The sequence below is a fragment of the Comamonas brasiliensis genome, from assembly GCF_018292285.1.
GTDB classification, from domain to species: Bacteria; Pseudomonadota; Gammaproteobacteria; order Burkholderiales; family Burkholderiaceae_C; genus Comamonas; species Comamonas brasiliensis.
This window is the reverse complement of sequence record NZ_JAANES010000001.1, coordinates 444821-460550: the sequence shown is the minus strand read 5'-3', so window position 1 is coordinate 460550 and position 15730 is coordinate 444821. Positions and strand designations below refer to the sequence as shown.

Genomic DNA, 15730 nt, shown 5'->3' with positions numbered 1-15730 from the left:
CGTCTCCTCAGGCGGCCACGGCAAGCGTCGCCAGCATGCGCTCGGCCATATGCTCGGCGGTGCGCAGGCCGGCGCTGGTCATGATGTCGAGGTTGCCGGCGTAGGCGGGCAGATAGTGGGCAGCACCCTCGACTTCCAGAAAGATCGAGGTTTTCAGGCCCGTGAGGGCGTTGCCCACGCCGGGGATGCGGATCGGGGTGTCGATACGGTCGAACTGCACCTGCTGCTTCAGGCGGTAGCCCGGCACATAGGACTGCACGGCAGCGGCCATCTGCTCTACCGAGGCGGCAATGGAGGCCTCGTCGGTCAAAGCGCTCAGGGTGTAGACCGTGTCGCGCATGATCAGGGGCGGTTCGGCCGGGTTCATGATGATGATGGCCTTGCCCTTGGTGGCGCCGCCCACGACCTCGATCGCCTTGGACGTGGTCTCGGTGAACTCGTCGATGTTGGCGCGGGTGCCGGGGCCGGCACTCTTGCTGGCGATCGAGGCAATGATTTCGCCGTAGTGCACCTTGGCCACACGAGAGACAGCAGCCACCATGGGGATGGTGGCCTGGCCGCCGCAGGTGACCATGTTCACATTCGGCGCGTCCAGATGCATGTCGCCGTTGACCACGGGAATGCAGTATGGGCCGATGGCCGCCGGCGTCAGGTCGATCATGCGGATGCCGGGCTTGAGGCTGCGCAAGAAGGCATCGTTCTTCACATGTGCGCCGGCGCTGGTGGCATCGAACACAAAGTCGATCTCTGCAAACCCGGGCATGCGCGTGAGGCCTTCCACGCCTTCGTGGGTGGTGGCCACGCCCATGCGGGAGGCGCGCGCAAGACCGTCGGAGTCGGGATCGATGCCGACCATGGCCCCCATCTCGATGTTTTTGCCATGGCGAAGAATCTTGATCATCAGATCCGTGCCGATATTGCCGCTGCCGATGATGGCGGCCTTGAGTTTGCGCGTCATAGCGTTTTCCTTCAGAGAAAAATCAGTCGACACCGGCTCCGCTGGACTGGATCAGCGGTGTCCAGCGTGCGATCTCGCTGTGGATGAATTGCCTGAACTGTTCCGGGGCCTGCGGACAGGCCTGCATGCCCTGGCTTTCGAAGCGCTTCTGTATGCCCGGGTCCTGCAAGGCCGCAACCAGCGCGCGGTTCAATGCCTGGACCACCGGGGCGGGAGTTCCGCTGCGCACCGCAGCGCCGAACCAGACGCCAGCATCGACACCGGACACACCCAGCTCCGCCAGGGTGGGTACATCGGGCAGCTGGGGACTGCGTCTTGTGGAGGCAATCGCCAGGGCGCGCAGCTTTTTGCCGCGGATCAGGGCTTCGGTGGAGCTCGTGGGATCGAACATGAAGTCGACCCGGTTGCTTATCACGTCCTGCAGCGCCGGCACCGAACCTTTGTAGGCCACATGAGACATGCTCCCACCGGTTTTGCTGCGAAACAGCTCCCCCAGCAGGTGACCGATGGAGCCCAGGCCTTGCGATGCAAATGTCAGGCCTTGCTTGCTGCTGCGGGAAAGCGCCATCAGCTCGTTCAGCGTCCTGACCGGACTGTCGGCCGCAACCACGAGGACCAGCGGAGAGGTGACCAGAGACGTTACCGGCTCGAAGTCCTTGACGGGGTCGTAGGCAAACTTGCGAAACAGCGTCTGGTTGATGGCAAACATGGCGGTGCCGGCCACATACACGGTGTGACCATCGGCTACCTGTTGAAGCACGGCGCTGGCCGCAATCTGCCCTCCTGCGCCAGGCTTGTTGTCAACAATCACGGGCTTGCCCAGCTGATGGGCCATGTGCTGTCCGAGGGCACGGGCCATGACATCGCTGATGCCACCGGCGGAGAACGGCAGCACGAGTGTGATGGGCTTGCTGGGAAAGGTCTGTGCCGCGCTGAGGCCGCCGATCGTCAGGCCACCCAAGCCCAGGGCCGACTGCAAAAGAAGAGTTCGACGATGCAAGATGGGCTCCCTGCTCACTCGATCGAAGCGCCGCTGGCCTTGACCAGAGGACCCCATTTGGTCAGTTCCGACTGCATGAAGCTGCCAAACTGGGCCGGGGTTGACGGGAAAGCCTGCATGCCTTGATCGGCAAAACGCTTGACCACCTCGGGGTCCTTCATGGCCTGGTGGATGGCATCGTTCAGACGTTCAACCACAGCTGCGGTCGTGCCTGTCTTGACCACGGCCCCGAACCACACACCGGCATTCACGCCGGATACACCGAGCTCGGCCAAGGTCGGCACCTCTGGCATTTGTGGCGAACGCTTGTCGGCCGCAATCGCCAGGGGCTTGAGCTTCTTGCCGGCCACCAGAGGGGCGGTGGTGATGACCGGGTCGAACATGAAGTCCACCTGTCCCCCCATCACATCCTGCAGCGCGGGTGCCGAGCCTTTGTAGGCCACATGATTGAACTTTCCGCCCACCTTGCCCCGGAAGGTCTCTCCGAGAAGATGTCCGATGGAGCCCATGCCCTGCGAGGCGAAGTTCAGTCCGTCCTTGCGGCTCTTGGCCTGGGCTATGAGTTCCTTGACGCTGGTCAGTGAACTGTTGGCAGGGACGACAAGCACCAAGGGCGAAGCAATCAGCGACGTGACGGGGCTGAAATCCTTCAGCGGGTCATATGAGAAATTGCGAAACAACGAGGGGTTGATGGCAAACATCTCGGTGGCACCGACATACAGGGTATGACCGTCGGCAGCTTGCTGGCGCACGTAGGCGGCCGCAATCTGGCCGCCTCCGCCGGGCCGGTTGTCAACGATGACAGGCTTGCCAAGCTGCTCCCCCATCTTGGTTGCAAGCGCACGCGCCACCGCATCGGTGATGCCTCCGGCCGGGAAGGGAACGACCATGGTCACGGCCCGATTGGGGAAATTCTGCGCGATGGCGGGTGCCCCCACACAGGCAGCGAGCGAAGCAGCACCGGCTGCGATCAATTGACGTCGGTTCCACATGATTTGTCTCCTGAATAATCGTTATGAGCAATGGAAAGCGGGGCGGGGAATGCTTACGAGAAGATCTAGCCTTCAAACTGCGCGCACACCGAGCCGATGCCGCTGATGCGGGCTTCGAAACGATCGCCGGCATTCACGGCGACCATGGGACCCAGGGCACCGGTCAGCACGAGGTCGCCGGCTCGCAGCGGCTGGCCAAGGTTGGCGAGTCTGCGGGCCAGCCACACGGCTGCATTCAGGGGATGGCCCAGGCAGGCGCCACCGGAGCCGGTGGAGACGACATCGCCATTGCGCGTCATCTGCATCTGGCACAGCTTGAGATCCAGCGCGTTGAGCGCAGTCGGTACGGCGCCCAGCACGACCAGACCGCTGGACGCGTTGTCGGCCACGGTGTCAATGAAGCGAATATTCCAGTCGGCAATGCGGCTGCCCACGATCTCGATGGCCGGCAGCACATAGGCGGTGGCGTTGATGACGTCCACCAGCGTGGTGTCGGGCCGCTCCAGATCCTTGGCCAGTACCAGTGCCACCTCGGCCTCGACCTTGGGCTGAAGCGTCCGCGACAGGGGAACAGCCTCATCGTCGCCATAGAGCATGTCGGCGAACAGCGTGCCGAAGTCGGGTTGGTCCACGCCGAGCTGCTTTTGCACGGCAAGGGATGTCAACCCGATCTTGCGGCCCACGATCCGGCGGCCCTGGCTCTGCGCATATTGCACATTGACCAGTTGCACGGCATAGGCGCTGTCGTTGTCGGTGATCTCCTCGCGCAGGGGAGCAATGGGGGTGGCGGTGGCTTCCGCGTGGCGCAGGCGCTCGGCCCAGGCCTGTATTTGCTTGGTGGTCGGCATGGCAGTCATGAATGAACGAAGATCAGTGGTGCATGAACATCACTCCATAACCCGCAATGAGCGATGGAATGGCGCGGTAGGCCCTTACCGGGCAGGACAGGCGGGTGTTGGCAGGCAGGGCGGATCGCGCCACCAGCCAGGTCTTGGACTCATGGGCAGAGTTGCCGGCCATGGCTCCTATGGAGGCTTCGCTCATTGCACACAAGCCGTCCAGCTGGCCGCTGGCCATGGCGTCCATCCATTGCAGATCCCATTCGGGGTTGAGCGGCTTCATCCAGCTGTCGCCATGGGCCAGGGCCAGTCCTGCGGCCTTGACGCGTTCGGTCTTGAGCTCGCGCTCCTGCTCCGTGGGAGTGGAACGGACGGTGATGCGTTCACGTACGGCTGGGTCAGGATGGGCCAGTGTCGGCACGGGAGGCTCGTGTGACAGCCCGCCGGAGCCGATCAACAGCGTGCGCAGTGGCAGCTGGTCGAGAAAGCTTCCAACGCCTTCTCCCAATGCCTTGCATCGGGCCATGCGTGCAATACCCGGCTGGGCCACTGCGTTCATGAAGATGGGAATCACGGGCGGCGTGTCCATCTCGTCTCCCCACAGGAACTGCAGGGCCTGCGAAAACCCGTGATCCACCAGCATGCGCCGCGACACCGCGATATCGAAATGTCTGTCCATCAGATGCTCGGCCAGAGCTATGGCCAGTTCTGCCGCCACATTAAGGGGACCGGCGGGTGACAGATAGTCGCCCACGGCCGTGGCCTGGCTTCCGATGCAGAACGGCGGCATCAGCTCATTGAAGAAGCCGTTGTAGTGATCCGGCCCCAGCAGCACGATGAGCTCTGGAGCGAACTCATGAACCGCCGCACGCGCCGCCGCAATCGCTTTGTCGATGGCGATCTGATCATCCTCAGCGACAGGGTTTAGCCCGAGCAAAGGCGAGTGCGACATGCCGAGAAATGCCCGGCGTGCAGTGGCAATGGTGCTACCACTCATCTTCAGGCCTCCAGCGGGGAATGCAGTACCCGGGCCATCTGACGCGTGACGACACAGACCTCCTGCGGAGATGCCAGCGCCGCGACAAAACGGTCCGGGCGCACGAACACCACCGACTTGCCCTGGGTGCTGAACCACTCCTTCAGGCGGCCTTGTTCGTCGCCAATGGTCAGCACACCATCGCGGGTCGGTGTCGGGTGAAGCAGTTGGCCGGCGGGCATGGCACGAATGAAGCGGGCGCCAAGGCGCTGCCAGAAATTCAAAGCCTCTTCGTCCATGCCATAGCTGGGGTCCGTACCCCAGGCCAGAATGCAGAAATTCAGCCCCACAAAGTCATCCAGCAGACCAGAGTGGCCGTTCGCTGTGGCAACACGAGGCTGAATGAACATCCGGCCGACGGGACTGGACGCTGCCGTTTCCAGGCCATGCACCAGACGCCCCACCAGAGACTCCTTCTTTTCCGCCATCAGGCCCAGAAGGCGGCCCAGGGGTGTGTTGCCCGAGCGGTCCAGCAGGCCGGCGAACGGGGTCCTGGCTCCTTGATTGCCGGTGCCGGTGTGGTGCAGCACCACGCCCTGCTCATAGCGCGGCATGGGCTTGAAACGCATCTCGGCGAAGTATTGCTTGACTGGCGGCACTGCGTTCAGGGCAAGCATCACCGTGTCGCGCACTTTGGCGGCGGTATGGCTTTCAGGGGCGAAGATGTCGCCTGCCACTTCCGACAGATGGATCATGCTGCGCGCATGGTCGCGGCGTTCCTGCTCGTAGCTATCCAGCAGATCGCTGCGGGCCTCCCCCTTGACGACCATGGCCAGCTTCCAGGCGAGATTGCTGGCATCGCGCATGCCGCTGTTGTAGCCCTGGCCCTGCCAGACGGGCATGATGTGCGCGGCATCACCGGCCAGCAATATCCGGCCAACCCGAAACTGCGCCGCCAAGCGTGCGTTGTGCGTGTACACGCGCTTGCGGATGTAGTCGACCTTGTCTGGATCGGCGACGACCTTGCGCATCAGCTGGGCCAGATTTTCCGGTTTCGAGAGTTGCTCTTCGGTCTCCCCGGGCATGACCATGAACTCGAAGCGGCGAATGCCATGAGGCAGGGCTGCAGAGACATAGGGACGCTCAGGATCGCAATGCATATCGATATGGGGCGTCCCCAGGGGGTCATTGCGCACATCGACCACGATCCATTGGTTGGGTTTGGTGCGCCCCTCAAAAGCCACGTTCAGCATGCGACGCACCAGGCTGTTGCCGCCATCGCTGGCGACCAGGTACTTGGCGCGCAGCGTGCGCTCTACGCCATCGGCATCTTTGAGCGTGGCGGTGATGCCTGCCTCGTCCTGGGAGAAGCTGTGCAGCTCATGACCCAGCAGTACCTGAACCTGGTCAAAGCGCTGCAGCCCCCGGTACAGGATGTCGTCTACCTGAGGCTGGATGAAGGCGTTGCGACGGGACCATCCGTATTCATCGGTGCGAGGCTCGATCGAGGCAAAGCACTGGCCGCTGGCGGTGTAGAAGCGCATCCAGTGATGGGGAGTGATGTGTGCCTGTACCTGATCGGAAAGGCCCGCTGCCTGCAGCGTCCGCAGGGACTCGTCGTCAATGCCGATGGCTCTGGGATAGTCAATGATCCGAGGCAGCTTCTCTGCCACGATGACACGCACGCCAGCCATCCCCAGAGTATTTGCCAATGTCAGCCCTACCGGGCCTGCACCAATGATCAGTACATCGGCATCATCCTGACCCACTGGGCTTTCTTGGGGGGCGTTCATTCTCAGTCTCCGTAATTGATGAGCGCATCGAGTGCGGCTTTGATAATTGTCAAAACACTCGGAAAATCTGCAAACACTGTGCACCTAGTGCACCAATTGCTAGGTGCATACCCTTGCTGCCGACGCTTTCGGCAGCTATCCGTCGAAGCTAGGCCTGCCGGATGGACTTTGGAGCGATGAATGGCAGGGCCTCGTATGGCCGAGCATCGGATGGAAAATATTCATTGCGCGCAGCAACGGAGCGCCTCGCAGTTGCGCCCCATGGCTTGCGGTGTTCATGCCTGGGCACACCTGAAAATCTTGACCTTTGAACACAGTCCCATGAATGACTACAAGGATGTACGCAGCCTGTCGCGAGGCCTGGCGCTGCTGCAGGCAATGAATAGAGCCCCTGGCGGCATCGCTTCAACCACGGCACTGGCACAGGCCTGCAACATTCATCGCACCACCGTCAAGCGATTGATGGAGACCTTGCGGGCGGAGGGATTCGTGCGCAGGGGCGAGAAAGATGGGCAGTACTACCTGACTTTTGCAGTGCGCAGCCTGAGCGAAGGGCTTGTCGATGATGCCTGGGTGGAGCAGGTCGCATTGCCGCTGATGCGTGCTGCGGTGCCCGAACTGCTTTGGCCTTGCGATCTGGGCACCGTGGAAGGCGGCTTCATGGTTGTGCGTGAAAGCACGCACCGTTTCAGCCGCCTGTCTCAGCATCGCGGCATGATCGGAGAAAAGTTGCCGCTGTTTTTCACCGCGATGGGACGAGCCTATCTGGCATCCTGCTCCACCGATGAGAAGGAAGGCTTGCTCTCACTTCTCGCGCAACGTGACGATGCCACAGGGGCTATGGCAAGAGACAGAGCGTCGGTGGAGCGTTTGATTGAGGAAACGCGACAGCGCGGATATGGCATCAGCGATGGTGACTGGCATCAACAGGCGCCCTTTGGCGCAGTGGCTGTGCCATTGAAGTGCGGACGTCGTTTGATCGGAGGCCTGAATCTGGTCTTCCCAAAGTCTGCTGTCGCCAGGGAAGAATTGCTTGCGCGCTATCTTCCCCGGCTGAAGAAGCTGGCCGTGCGCATGGGCAAGGATGTGGCACCGTGGCTGGACTAGGCATCAACCCAAACCTGGAAACACAGCATCCGTTTATCTACCCCGATCCGGCGCCATTCTTGCGGAAAGGCTCTCCGGAGAGCCTTCATGAACTCAGCATCAGGTTCGGGGTTTCGTGGCCAGCCCGTTGAGTCCCGAGCCCTCCATCGCTTGCGCCAGATCCGCGATGAGATCCTGCGGGTCTTCCAGGCCGATATGCAGTCGTACCACCGAACCACGCTGACTCCAGTCCGTTACGCTGCGTGCCTGTGTCATGTTTGCAGCAATGACCAAGCTTTCATAACCACCCCATGAAGCCCCCAGCCCGAACAGTTGCAGATTGTCGATGAATCGGTCCACGGCTTCGGCGGGAATGCATGGCTGAAGCTCGAAGGAGATCAGACCATTCGTACCTGAGCAATCCCTCAACCACAACTCATGTCCCTGGTGACCAGGAAGTGCCGGGCAAAAAACAGTTTGCACTGCCGGCAGCTGTTCCAGCCAGCGGACCACCGTCAAAGCATGTTCTTCATGCATGCGCAGCCTTGCCGACAAGGTGCGCAAGCCGCGCAGAACCAGCCAGGCATCATCAGGGCTGACACTCATGCCGAAGGCGTCGCAGCGACTGGCCAGTGGTTCCCAGGCCGCTTGTGTGGTGGCAACCGTGCCCATCATGACGTCCGAATGTCCTGACAGATATTTGGTTGCAGCCATGATGGAGATATCAGCTCCCAGTGCCAGGGGGCGATACTGCACCCCGGATCCCCAGGTGTTGTCGACCGCCACCAGGGCTCCGTGCGCATGTGCCATGGCAGCAAGCGCAGGCAGATCGCACATTTCGTACACCAGCGAACCTGGGCACTCGGCATACAGCATTCGAGTGTTCGGCCGCATTTTGGCGGCTGCGTCGCTGCCATCGGCAGCAAAAAAGCTGTATTCGATGCCGTAGGGCTGCAAAAACTGCTCGGTCAGGTGCCGTACAGGCTGATAGGCACTGTCAGTGATGAGAACATGATCGCCCGGCTTGAGGTAGCTGAGCAAGGCCATGCTTGCTGCAGCGAGCCCCGTTGGCAGAAGGCGCGTGCGATAGGCGCCCTCAAGCTCACTGACCGCATCTTCCAGGGCAAAGCTGGTGGGAGTGCCACGCGCACCGTAACTGAAGATGCGCTCTTGCCCGCGTCGGGCGCGCATTTCGCGTTGCTGCTGGGTGTTCTCAAACACCACCGTGCTGGCCCGCACGATGGGTGGATTGATGGCCGAGCCACCCTCATAGGCAGGTGACCTGCCCATGTGTGTAAGCCGAGTGCCCAGGCCTTCACTCGAAGCTTGCCGGTCTTTGGTCGTCATGGTGATGCCCTGAACTCCTCATCAATCCAGCTTGGCGCCGGACAGTTTGACCACGTAGCTCCAGCGCTTGATGTCACTATTGAGCTGAGCAGCAAAAGCCTCGGGAGTGCTCGCAACCACTTCACTGCCGCCATCGGTGACCAATTTGCTGACCTCCGGTTTGTGCAGCGTCTTGACAATCGCTTCGTTCAGATAGGCAACGCGCTCGGGTGGCGTTCCTGCTGGTGCAAAAAAACCGTACCAGTCTTCAAAGGTGGTGTTTTTATAGCCCAACTCCTCCAGCGTCGGCACCTTGCCGAATACACCTACCCGACGCGGGCTGGTCACTGCCAGGGCACGTATCTGACCGCCTTGAATCATGCCCGCCACCGAGGAGGTCGAGGTGATCAGCACATCGACCTGCTGGCCCAGCAAGTCATTGATGGCCGGACCCGCGCCCTTATAGGGCACATGCGTCATGGACACATTGCTTTCCTTGCCCAGTACCACGCCAACCAGGTGCGACAAAGTGCCGTTGCCTGGCGTGGCATAGGTGATCTTGCCGGGTTCGGCCTTGGACTTTGCCGCAAGATCGGCAAAGCTTTTGAGAGGCGATCCAGCGGCAACCACGATCGCAAGAGGCGCCGCATTGACCTGGGTGATAGGGATGAAGTTCTTGAGCGGATCAAAGCCCGGCGCTCTGTAGAGCGTGGGGTTCACTGCCATCAGAGAAACCTGCCCCGTCAGCAGCGTGTATCCGTCGGCCTTGGCTTCGGTCACGGCTTTGGCGCCTATGTTGCCGCCCGCTCCCCCCTTGTTCTCGACAACCGCCGGCTGTCCGGTGAGCTCTGGCAGACGCGTGGTGACCCAGCGTGTGGTTGCATCGTTGCCACCGCCTGGCGGAAAGGGCGAGACAAAGCGGATCGGCTGGCTGGGGAAGCCATTGCGCTGTGCCAAGGTTTGCGCATGCACCTGCGCAACAAGCACGGTGCCCATGAGAACAACAGCCAGAGAACGAATAGCAAGCATGATTTTCTTTCGTAGGGTGTGAAGCGGTTGGCGCAATCAGACGGAGCGATCAGACGGCGCTGGAAAGCGGGGCAGCAGGAACGGGCAGATGAAACGCGGCAAGTTCCTGTGCATCGAGTTGCTGCACCAGTCCGGTTTCCCATGCCAGATAGCGACGAGCGGCATCCTTGTTTCCGTCATGACGGTCATGAACGAAGAACAGGTAGTCAATGCAATCGTGATCCGGTGGAATGTCGGCACTGGCTTCCAGCGGCAAACCGGCTTGCTGCCAGGCGGCCATTCCGCCTTGCAGCAGTGCTGCGGGCTTCGGCAGCTCCAGCGATGCCCATTGCGCCAGCGCCGGCTCATCCGCCAACAGCACGATGGCGCGCGTTTCATCACGCAAGTTCCGGGCCAGACGCGAACGAATCGACCAGAGCGCACCCGGGATATGTGCCGCGCGATATTTCATGCTTGGCCGCAGATCAACCAGCAGGACTTCGTCGCGCTCAAGGCGGGACCGTAGCTCGGCGACCGTCACCAAGGGCAGTTCCGGTGCGGCAAAACGGGAGGCGCTCTCCAGCCTCAGGCCACTATGCAGGCCGTCGATCAGCACGCACGCGTCTTGCCCCATCTGGCGCAGCCAGCTGGCGATCACTGCAGCGCGTATGCCATCGCTATCGAAAAGCACCAGTCGGGCTCCGCGTACACCGATGAACTGGTCGCCGGCCTGGACCAGTTGCCCCCCGGGAGTGTGCTGCGCGCCAGGCAAACTTCCGGCGGCAAACTCTTCCGGCGTACGTACATCGCAGAGAAACAGGCTTCTGTCTCCATCCGCAGCCCATTGCGCAACCTTCTGTGCGTTCACGAAAGGCACTTCAAAACGCTGCGCCAGCTCTTGTGCCTGGGATTGCAGAATGCCGCTGCCAGAATCGTCGGCATAGCGGCTTTTGCCGCCATGCTCCAGTGGCAGATCGTTCAGATACCAGCCTTGAGTGCCGTTTTCCAGTGCATAGACAGGATTGGATATCCCCAGATTGATCAAGGTCTGGGCACCCAGGATGGAGCGCGTACGCCCGGCGCAGTTGATGATGACAGGCGTGCTGTCGTCAGGCACCAGGGAACGGATACGGTAGGCCAGTTCGCCGTTGGGGCAGCATATGGCACCGGGTATGTTCATCTTGTGAAACTCGGATACCGGCCGACCATCGAGAATGACGAGCGGCTCTCGCGAGGCCTGCTTGGCAGCCAGCTGCTGCGCCGTGATGCGCGGCGTTCCATAGGCGTGCTCCACCAGCTCACCGAATGTTTTGGAGGGGAGGTTCACGCCGGCGAACAGCACATAGCCCGCAGCCTGCCAGGCTTTCGTCCCGCCTTCCAAGACATGGACATCGGTATAGCCCAGATCCTGCAAGCGTTGCGCCGCTCGCAGTGCCACGCTTTCCGTATCGATTTCTCCGCTGTCATAAACCACCACGCGCACGGTCTTGCGCGGCACCAGGCGCGGCACATCGACCTCAAGACGGCTAAAGGGCAAGGGTGTGCCGTAGAACAGATGTGCTTCGCCGTACTGGCCATGCTCACGAACATCCAGTACGGCGATTTCCTGGCCGTCGTGAAGCCAGGACTTGAGGGTTGAGGCGTTGGCGAATTGAGTCATAACAGTTGAGTTCGCGAATTTCAGGCAAAGCTGCGCCCACGCGCTTCAAGGAGCGCGTTGCAAAGCAAAGAGGAATAAGGCCTAGCGGCTTAGCAGTGCGTCAGCGGCGCGTCTGAACACCGATGGACATGGTCTGGCAGGTGCCTGCCTGCAGGTCGTAGCTGGTTCTGGCATTCAGTGTCTCCAGCGCCCTGCCATACATATGCAGATGACGGATGACCTGCTCGCCCTGGATTTCCACGGAGTGAATGTCCTCGGGCATCAAGGCAATGCCGTGGCCGGGCTGCACGACCACCAGATCGACTTCCTCAAGCGTGCCCTTGCCCTGAACCGATCCATCGTCGGTACGTTCGTAGACACGGTTGTGCTCCGTGCCCTCCACCGCTGCAATACAGGCCCAGGTCGTATGGTTGTGCGGCACGATGCGCTTGCCTGGACGCATCACGTTCAGGTACAGCGCGTAGCTCTGGTCTGCATCTTCGGCAATCAGGTAGCGAGCCTGATGCTCACCTTCTTCTGGAGCAGGAAAATCCTCACCTCCCCAGAGCTGCTTTTGCCCTGCCAATTCCATTAGCTGAGCAAGAACTTTCTCAAGACTTTGACGCGACGCAGAATCATTGCCGATAGCGCTCTTCATTGCCAAAATTGCCGTCTGGACAGCACTGTTACGTTGTTCTTTCATCGTGGACAAAGCAGACTCCTTGGTTGAATGACAACCAATGTAGCGGGCCACTCTAACGTAAACAATCCCATAAACTCAACCATATACTTAAGAGAAACTTATATATGGACACACTGGATCTGGACCAGCTGCGCACACTGGCAACCATCGCCCGTCAGCAGAGCTTCGCTGCCGCCGCCGTGCAGCTGGGATGCACGCAATCGGCAATCACCCAGCAAATGCAGCGCCTGGAAGATAAAGTTGGACACACGCTCTTTGAAAAGCAAGGACGGCAGAAACGTTTGACCGAACACGGCCAGCGTCTGCTCGGCTATGCCCAACGCATGCTGGCCATCCATGACGAAGCGATCAGCAGCCTCAAGCATCACCATCTGGAGGGTCTGGTGCGGATAGGCGCACCGCATGACGTTGCGGACACCATGCTTCCTCCGGTGTTGAAAGAGATTGCCCTGAAGTTTCCCGGTGTGCAGATCGACATCCACATGGAACGCAGTCCCTTCCTGATGGAATCTCTGAAGCAAGGGGAACTGGATCTGGTGATATCCAATCGCGACGACACCACATTCGAGAGCTTCGCACTCCGCTCCAGCCCCACGGTCTGGTTGTGCGGTGCGAACTATGTGCACGATCCCGGCAAGCCGGTGCCGCTGGTGCTGGCGAGCGGGCCCAGCATTTTTCGCCGCCTGGCCTGTGATGCACTTGATGCCGCCGATATCGACTGGACACCACGCCATACCTGTACCAGTCTGGTGGGCATACGCGCAGCCTTGCGCGCCGATCTGGGAGTCACCGCACGCGGAGTGGAACAACTGGACCCCGGCCTGCGCGTACTAGGCAGTGGTGACGGCATGCCACCGCTGCCGGATCTGGTCTACAAGCTCTACATACGCAGCCATGTAGTCAATCCAATCACACGCCAGGTATTCGAGAACCTCAAGGCACGCATGTGGCTGCCCGGCACTTGAACCCCGTCCATGGGTCATGACCCGCTACCGAATCGACGGTATCTATGCAGGCGCGACAGCGCAGATCCGCACTCGGCGACGCATTTGCAGCCAGGGCAGACTCGACCATCGTGGTGACCCTTGAGCTAGCCACACTCCTCGGCTTGCTTCACCCACTGCGCACAATGCTCCTGAATACTCTGGCACACCATGGACAGGGGACGACTCAGTGGCTTGTCCTTGCGCAACACCATCGCCAGCGTTCGTTGCAGTCTGGGCGTCAGAGGGCGTGACACCAAATCATCGCGAGCTCCTCGACCCTGCATGGCCATACGCGGAATCACGGCATAACCCAGACCTATGGCTGCCATCTCCTTGAGCGCTTCGACGCTGTCCAGCTCCATCTGAGGATGCGGGAGTTCGCCAGCACGGCGCAGCCAGGCATCGACCACCCCGCGCGTGCTGGCTGATTTTTGCAGGGCGAGCTGAGGTAGAGACCTCAACTCCCGCGCAGCAACCGCATCACTCGACATCAGCATCTCCGGGCGAGCTACGGCTACCAGTTCATCATGCAGCACTGGCGTGGCTAGCAAGGCCCGGCGATTGACCGGCAAGGTGACCAGGGCAAGATCCAGGCTGTTGTCCTCCACGCGCTTTACGCACTCCTCGGTATTGCCCGTGACCACCACGATATCGATGCCTGGATGGCTGGCCCGTATCTGGCGCAGCACGGCGGGAAGCAGATAGAGACACACCGTCAGGCCCGTGCCTATACGCACCTGCCCGCTGACCTCTCGCGCATGCGCACTCAGCGCATGTGCCAGTCCCTCCAGCGCCATGGTCACGGCAGGCAGCTGCTCAAGCAAGGTCTGCCCCGCAGCCGTCGGAACAGCACGCCGCCCCACGCGTTCAATAAGACGTGTACCGAGTTGACGCTCCAGTTGCCGCACTTGCAGGCTGACCGCCGGCTGGGACAGCTGCAACAGCTCTGCCGCCTGCGAAAAGCTGCGCTCCTGAACAACCAGGCAAAAGCTTCTCAGCAGCATCAAACTGGGGGCATTAGCCAAAGTTTCACTAATACCTTGCATAAACATCAAAAGATTCCTTGTTGGTAAATCCCGGGCGAAGATTACTGCATGCAGAACGTTTCTACCTCCTCCCCTCGCCTTGCCCCGGCTCTGCCACCGATTGACGGTGACCGCCTGTGGCGCCGGCTCGAAGACCTTGCCAGATTCACCCGCCCTGATATGCCCTGGACCCGCCGTGCCTTCAGCCCGGAGTACCAGGCCGCACGTGCCTGGCTATGTGAAGCTTTCGAAGCCGCTGGCCTGCAGGTCCGCCTGGATGCGGCCGGCAACCTCATCGGCCGCCGCCCCGGCCGCTGCGATGACCTGAAGCCCCTGGCCACGGGCTCGCACACCGACACGGTGAATGCCGGCGGACGCTTCGACGGCATCCTGGGTGTGCTGGCGGGTCTGGAAGTGGCGCATGCACTGCAGGAGGCGGACATCACGCTGAAGCACCCCTTCGAGGTGATCGACTTCCTTTGCGAAGAGCCCAGTGACTACGGCATCTCCTGTGTCGGCAGCCGTGCCATGGCCGGCCAGCTCAGCGCAGACATGCTCGCTGCCAGCGACGGCCAGGGCGACACCCTGAGCCAGGCCCTGCAGCGCCTGGGTGCCCGCCCTGAAGCGCTGTCCGAAGCCGACCGCCGCCAGCAAGGCTTTGCCGCCTTTGTAGAGCTGCACATTGAACAGGGGCCCATGCTGGAACGTGAAGGCCTGGCCATAGGTGCTGTGACCGACATCGTGGGCATACGCCGTGCCCAGTTGTTCTTCGACGGTCGGCCCGATCATGCGGGGACCACGCCCATGCATGAACGCAGCGATGCTCTCGTGGCTGCGGCAATAGTGATTCGCCAGGCCCAGCGCCTGGCGTTGCAATGGAGCCGCAACACCACTCACTATGTGGTTGCCACGGTAGGTCGCTTGAACGTCTCGCCCAACGCCAGCAACACCGTACCTGGCCAGGTGGACCTGACGCTGGAAGTGCGCAGCAACCATGCCCCCTTGCTGCAGGAATTCTGGGAAATACTGGCGCGGCGCTGCGGCCCGGCTATCGAGCGGCTGGGCGTGCACTGGCGGGTGGAGCCTCGCACCCATGTGGACCCAGTCCCTTGCGCGCCGCAGATTACGGCTGCCGTGGAGCGATCCGCACGACGCCTGGGTCTGGGCTGTCGGCGCATGCCGAGCGGAGCCGGCCACGATGCCATGTACCTTGCGCAGGCAGGGCACTCGGGGATGATCTTCATCCCCTGCCTTGAAGGGCGCAGCCATAGCGCTGTGGAGTGGGCGTCCCCTGGTCAGGTCCTGGCCGGTACCCGGGTGCTGGCCGCCACCCTGCTGGACCTGGATGAGCAAATGGATTAACGACGCTCCCAAACTCCGGATAGAGCCGATACTCCGG

The 15730-nt window shown here is 61.3% G+C and carries 14 protein-coding genes; 3 read left to right on the top strand and 11 right to left on the bottom strand.

What is annotated here, in order from left to right:
- Positions 1 to 7: 7 nt before the first annotated feature.
- From DJFAAGMI_RS02105 to DJFAAGMI_RS02080, 6 genes are all read right to left on the bottom strand, one after another.
- Positions 8 to 958, bottom strand: a complete 951-nt coding sequence (locus DJFAAGMI_RS02105; RefSeq protein ID WP_211455764.1) for an acetaldehyde dehydrogenase (acetylating) — start codon at positions 956 to 958, stop codon at positions 8 to 10.
- A 22-nt stretch (positions 959 to 980) separates the two neighbouring features.
- The gene (locus tag DJFAAGMI_RS02100; protein ID WP_249333710.1) at positions 981 to 1958 is read right to left on the bottom strand and encodes a Bug family tripartite tricarboxylate transporter substrate binding protein; all 978 of its coding nucleotides are present in this window, start codon (positions 1956 to 1958) and stop codon (positions 981 to 983) included.
- Positions 1959 to 1972: 14 nt separating this feature from the next.
- A complete protein-coding gene (locus DJFAAGMI_RS02095) occupies positions 1973 to 2950 on the bottom strand; it encodes a Bug family tripartite tricarboxylate transporter substrate binding protein (RefSeq protein ID WP_211455763.1) in 978 nt (325 codons plus the stop codon).
- Between the two features lie 65 nt (positions 2951 to 3015).
- Positions 3016 to 3807 (bottom strand): 2-keto-4-pentenoate hydratase, encoded by a 792-nt coding sequence (gene mhpD, locus DJFAAGMI_RS02090; RefSeq protein WP_211455762.1) that lies wholly within the window; start codon positions 3805 to 3807, stop codon positions 3016 to 3018.
- Positions 3808 to 3820: 13 nt separating this feature from the next.
- A complete protein-coding gene (locus DJFAAGMI_RS02085; RefSeq protein WP_249333708.1) occupies positions 3821 to 4786 on the bottom strand; it encodes a 3-carboxyethylcatechol 2,3-dioxygenase in 966 nt (321 codons plus the stop codon).
- Positions 4787 to 4788: 2 nt separating this feature from the next.
- On the bottom strand, positions 4789 to 6558 hold the full coding sequence (locus tag DJFAAGMI_RS02080) for a bifunctional 3-(3-hydroxy-phenyl)propionate/3-hydroxycinnamic acid hydroxylase (RefSeq protein WP_211455761.1): 1770 nt from the start codon (positions 6556 to 6558) through the stop codon (positions 4789 to 4791).
- A gap of 321 nt (positions 6559 to 6879) precedes the next feature.
- Between DJFAAGMI_RS02080 and DJFAAGMI_RS02075 the strand changes: the two genes are divergently transcribed.
- Entirely contained in the window at positions 6880 to 7665 is a 786-nt protein-coding gene (locus DJFAAGMI_RS02075; RefSeq protein ID WP_211455760.1) for a DNA-binding transcriptional regulator, read from the top strand.
- Positions 7666 to 7764: 99 nt separating this feature from the next.
- On the opposite strand, the gene metC is transcribed toward DJFAAGMI_RS02075, so the two are convergent.
- The 4 genes from metC to DJFAAGMI_RS02055 form a co-directional block, all read right to left on the bottom strand.
- Entirely contained in the window at positions 7765 to 8991 is a 1227-nt protein-coding gene (metC, locus tag DJFAAGMI_RS02070) for a cystathionine beta-lyase (protein ID WP_211455759.1), read from the bottom strand.
- A gap of 21 nt (positions 8992 to 9012) precedes the next feature.
- A complete protein-coding gene (locus DJFAAGMI_RS02065) occupies positions 9013 to 9999 on the bottom strand; it encodes a Bug family tripartite tricarboxylate transporter substrate binding protein (protein WP_407715691.1) in 987 nt (328 codons plus the stop codon).
- Between the two features lie 49 nt (positions 10000 to 10048).
- Positions 10049 to 11638 carry a rhodanese-like domain-containing protein gene (locus DJFAAGMI_RS02060; protein ID WP_211455758.1) on the bottom strand — a complete coding sequence of 530 codons (1590 nt, stop codon included), beginning with the start codon at positions 11636 to 11638 and terminating at the stop codon, positions 10049 to 10051.
- Positions 11639 to 11738: 100 nt separating this feature from the next.
- Positions 11739 to 12329, bottom strand: a complete 591-nt coding sequence (locus DJFAAGMI_RS02055) for a cysteine dioxygenase family protein (RefSeq protein ID WP_211455757.1) — start codon at positions 12327 to 12329, stop codon at positions 11739 to 11741.
- Positions 12330 to 12424: 95 nt separating this feature from the next.
- Here DJFAAGMI_RS02055 and DJFAAGMI_RS02050 point away from each other — a divergent pair, with 95 nt between their 5' ends.
- Entirely contained in the window at positions 12425 to 13285 is an 861-nt protein-coding gene (locus DJFAAGMI_RS02050; RefSeq protein ID WP_211455756.1) for a LysR substrate-binding domain-containing protein, read from the top strand.
- 125 nt (positions 13286 to 13410) lie between these two features.
- Here the strand turns inward: DJFAAGMI_RS02050 and DJFAAGMI_RS02045 are convergent, their stop codons facing one another.
- A complete protein-coding gene (locus tag DJFAAGMI_RS02045) occupies positions 13411 to 14310 on the bottom strand; it encodes a LysR family transcriptional regulator (protein WP_249333705.1) in 900 nt (299 codons plus the stop codon).
- Positions 14311 to 14400: 90 nt separating this feature from the next.
- On the opposite strand from DJFAAGMI_RS02045, the gene DJFAAGMI_RS02040 reads away from it, so the two are divergent.
- Positions 14401 to 15693, top strand: a complete 1293-nt coding sequence (locus DJFAAGMI_RS02040) for a Zn-dependent hydrolase (RefSeq protein ID WP_211455754.1) — start codon at positions 14401 to 14403, stop codon at positions 15691 to 15693.
- The last annotated feature ends 37 nt before the right edge of the window (positions 15694 to 15730 follow it).

What these genes read in the sequence shown, in the direction of transcription:
- DJFAAGMI_RS02105 (WP_211455764.1), bottom strand. Translation starts at nt 958, where the DNA reads ATGACGCGCAAACTCAAGGCCGCCATCATCGGCAGCGGCAATATCGGC.
- DJFAAGMI_RS02095 (WP_211455763.1), bottom strand. Translation starts at nt 2,950, where the DNA reads ATGTGGAACCGACGTCAATTGATCGCAGCCGGTGCTGCTTCGCTCGCT.
- mhpD (WP_211455762.1), bottom strand. Translation starts at nt 3,807, where the DNA reads ATGACTGCCATGCCGACCACCAAGCAAATACAGGCCTGGGCCGAGCGC.
- DJFAAGMI_RS02085 (WP_249333708.1), bottom strand. Translation starts at nt 4,786, where the DNA reads ATGAGTGGTAGCACCATTGCCACTGCACGCCGGGCATTTCTCGGCATG.
- DJFAAGMI_RS02080 (WP_211455761.1), bottom strand. Translation starts at nt 6,558, where the DNA reads ATGAACGCCCCCCAAGAAAGCCCAGTGGGTCAGGATGATGCCGATGTA.
- DJFAAGMI_RS02075 (WP_211455760.1), top strand. Translation starts at nt 6,880, where the DNA reads ATGAATGACTACAAGGATGTACGCAGCCTGTCGCGAGGCCTGGCGCTG.
- metC (WP_211455759.1), bottom strand. Translation starts at nt 8,991, where the DNA reads ATGACGACCAAAGACCGGCAAGCTTCGAGTGAAGGCCTGGGCACTCGG.
- DJFAAGMI_RS02065 (WP_407715691.1), bottom strand. Translation starts at nt 9,999, where the DNA reads ATGCTTGCTATTCGTTCTCTGGCTGTTGTTCTCATGGGCACCGTGCTT.
- DJFAAGMI_RS02060 (WP_211455758.1), bottom strand. Translation starts at nt 11,638, where the DNA reads ATGACTCAATTCGCCAACGCCTCAACCCTCAAGTCCTGGCTTCACGAC.
- DJFAAGMI_RS02050 (WP_211455756.1), top strand. Translation starts at nt 12,425, where the DNA reads ATGGACACACTGGATCTGGACCAGCTGCGCACACTGGCAACCATCGCC.
- DJFAAGMI_RS02045 (WP_249333705.1), bottom strand. Translation starts at nt 14,310, where the DNA reads ATGCTGCTGAGAAGCTTTTGCCTGGTTGTTCAGGAGCGCAGCTTTTCG.
- DJFAAGMI_RS02040 (WP_211455754.1), top strand. Translation starts at nt 14,401, where the DNA reads ATGCAGAACGTTTCTACCTCCTCCCCTCGCCTTGCCCCGGCTCTGCCA.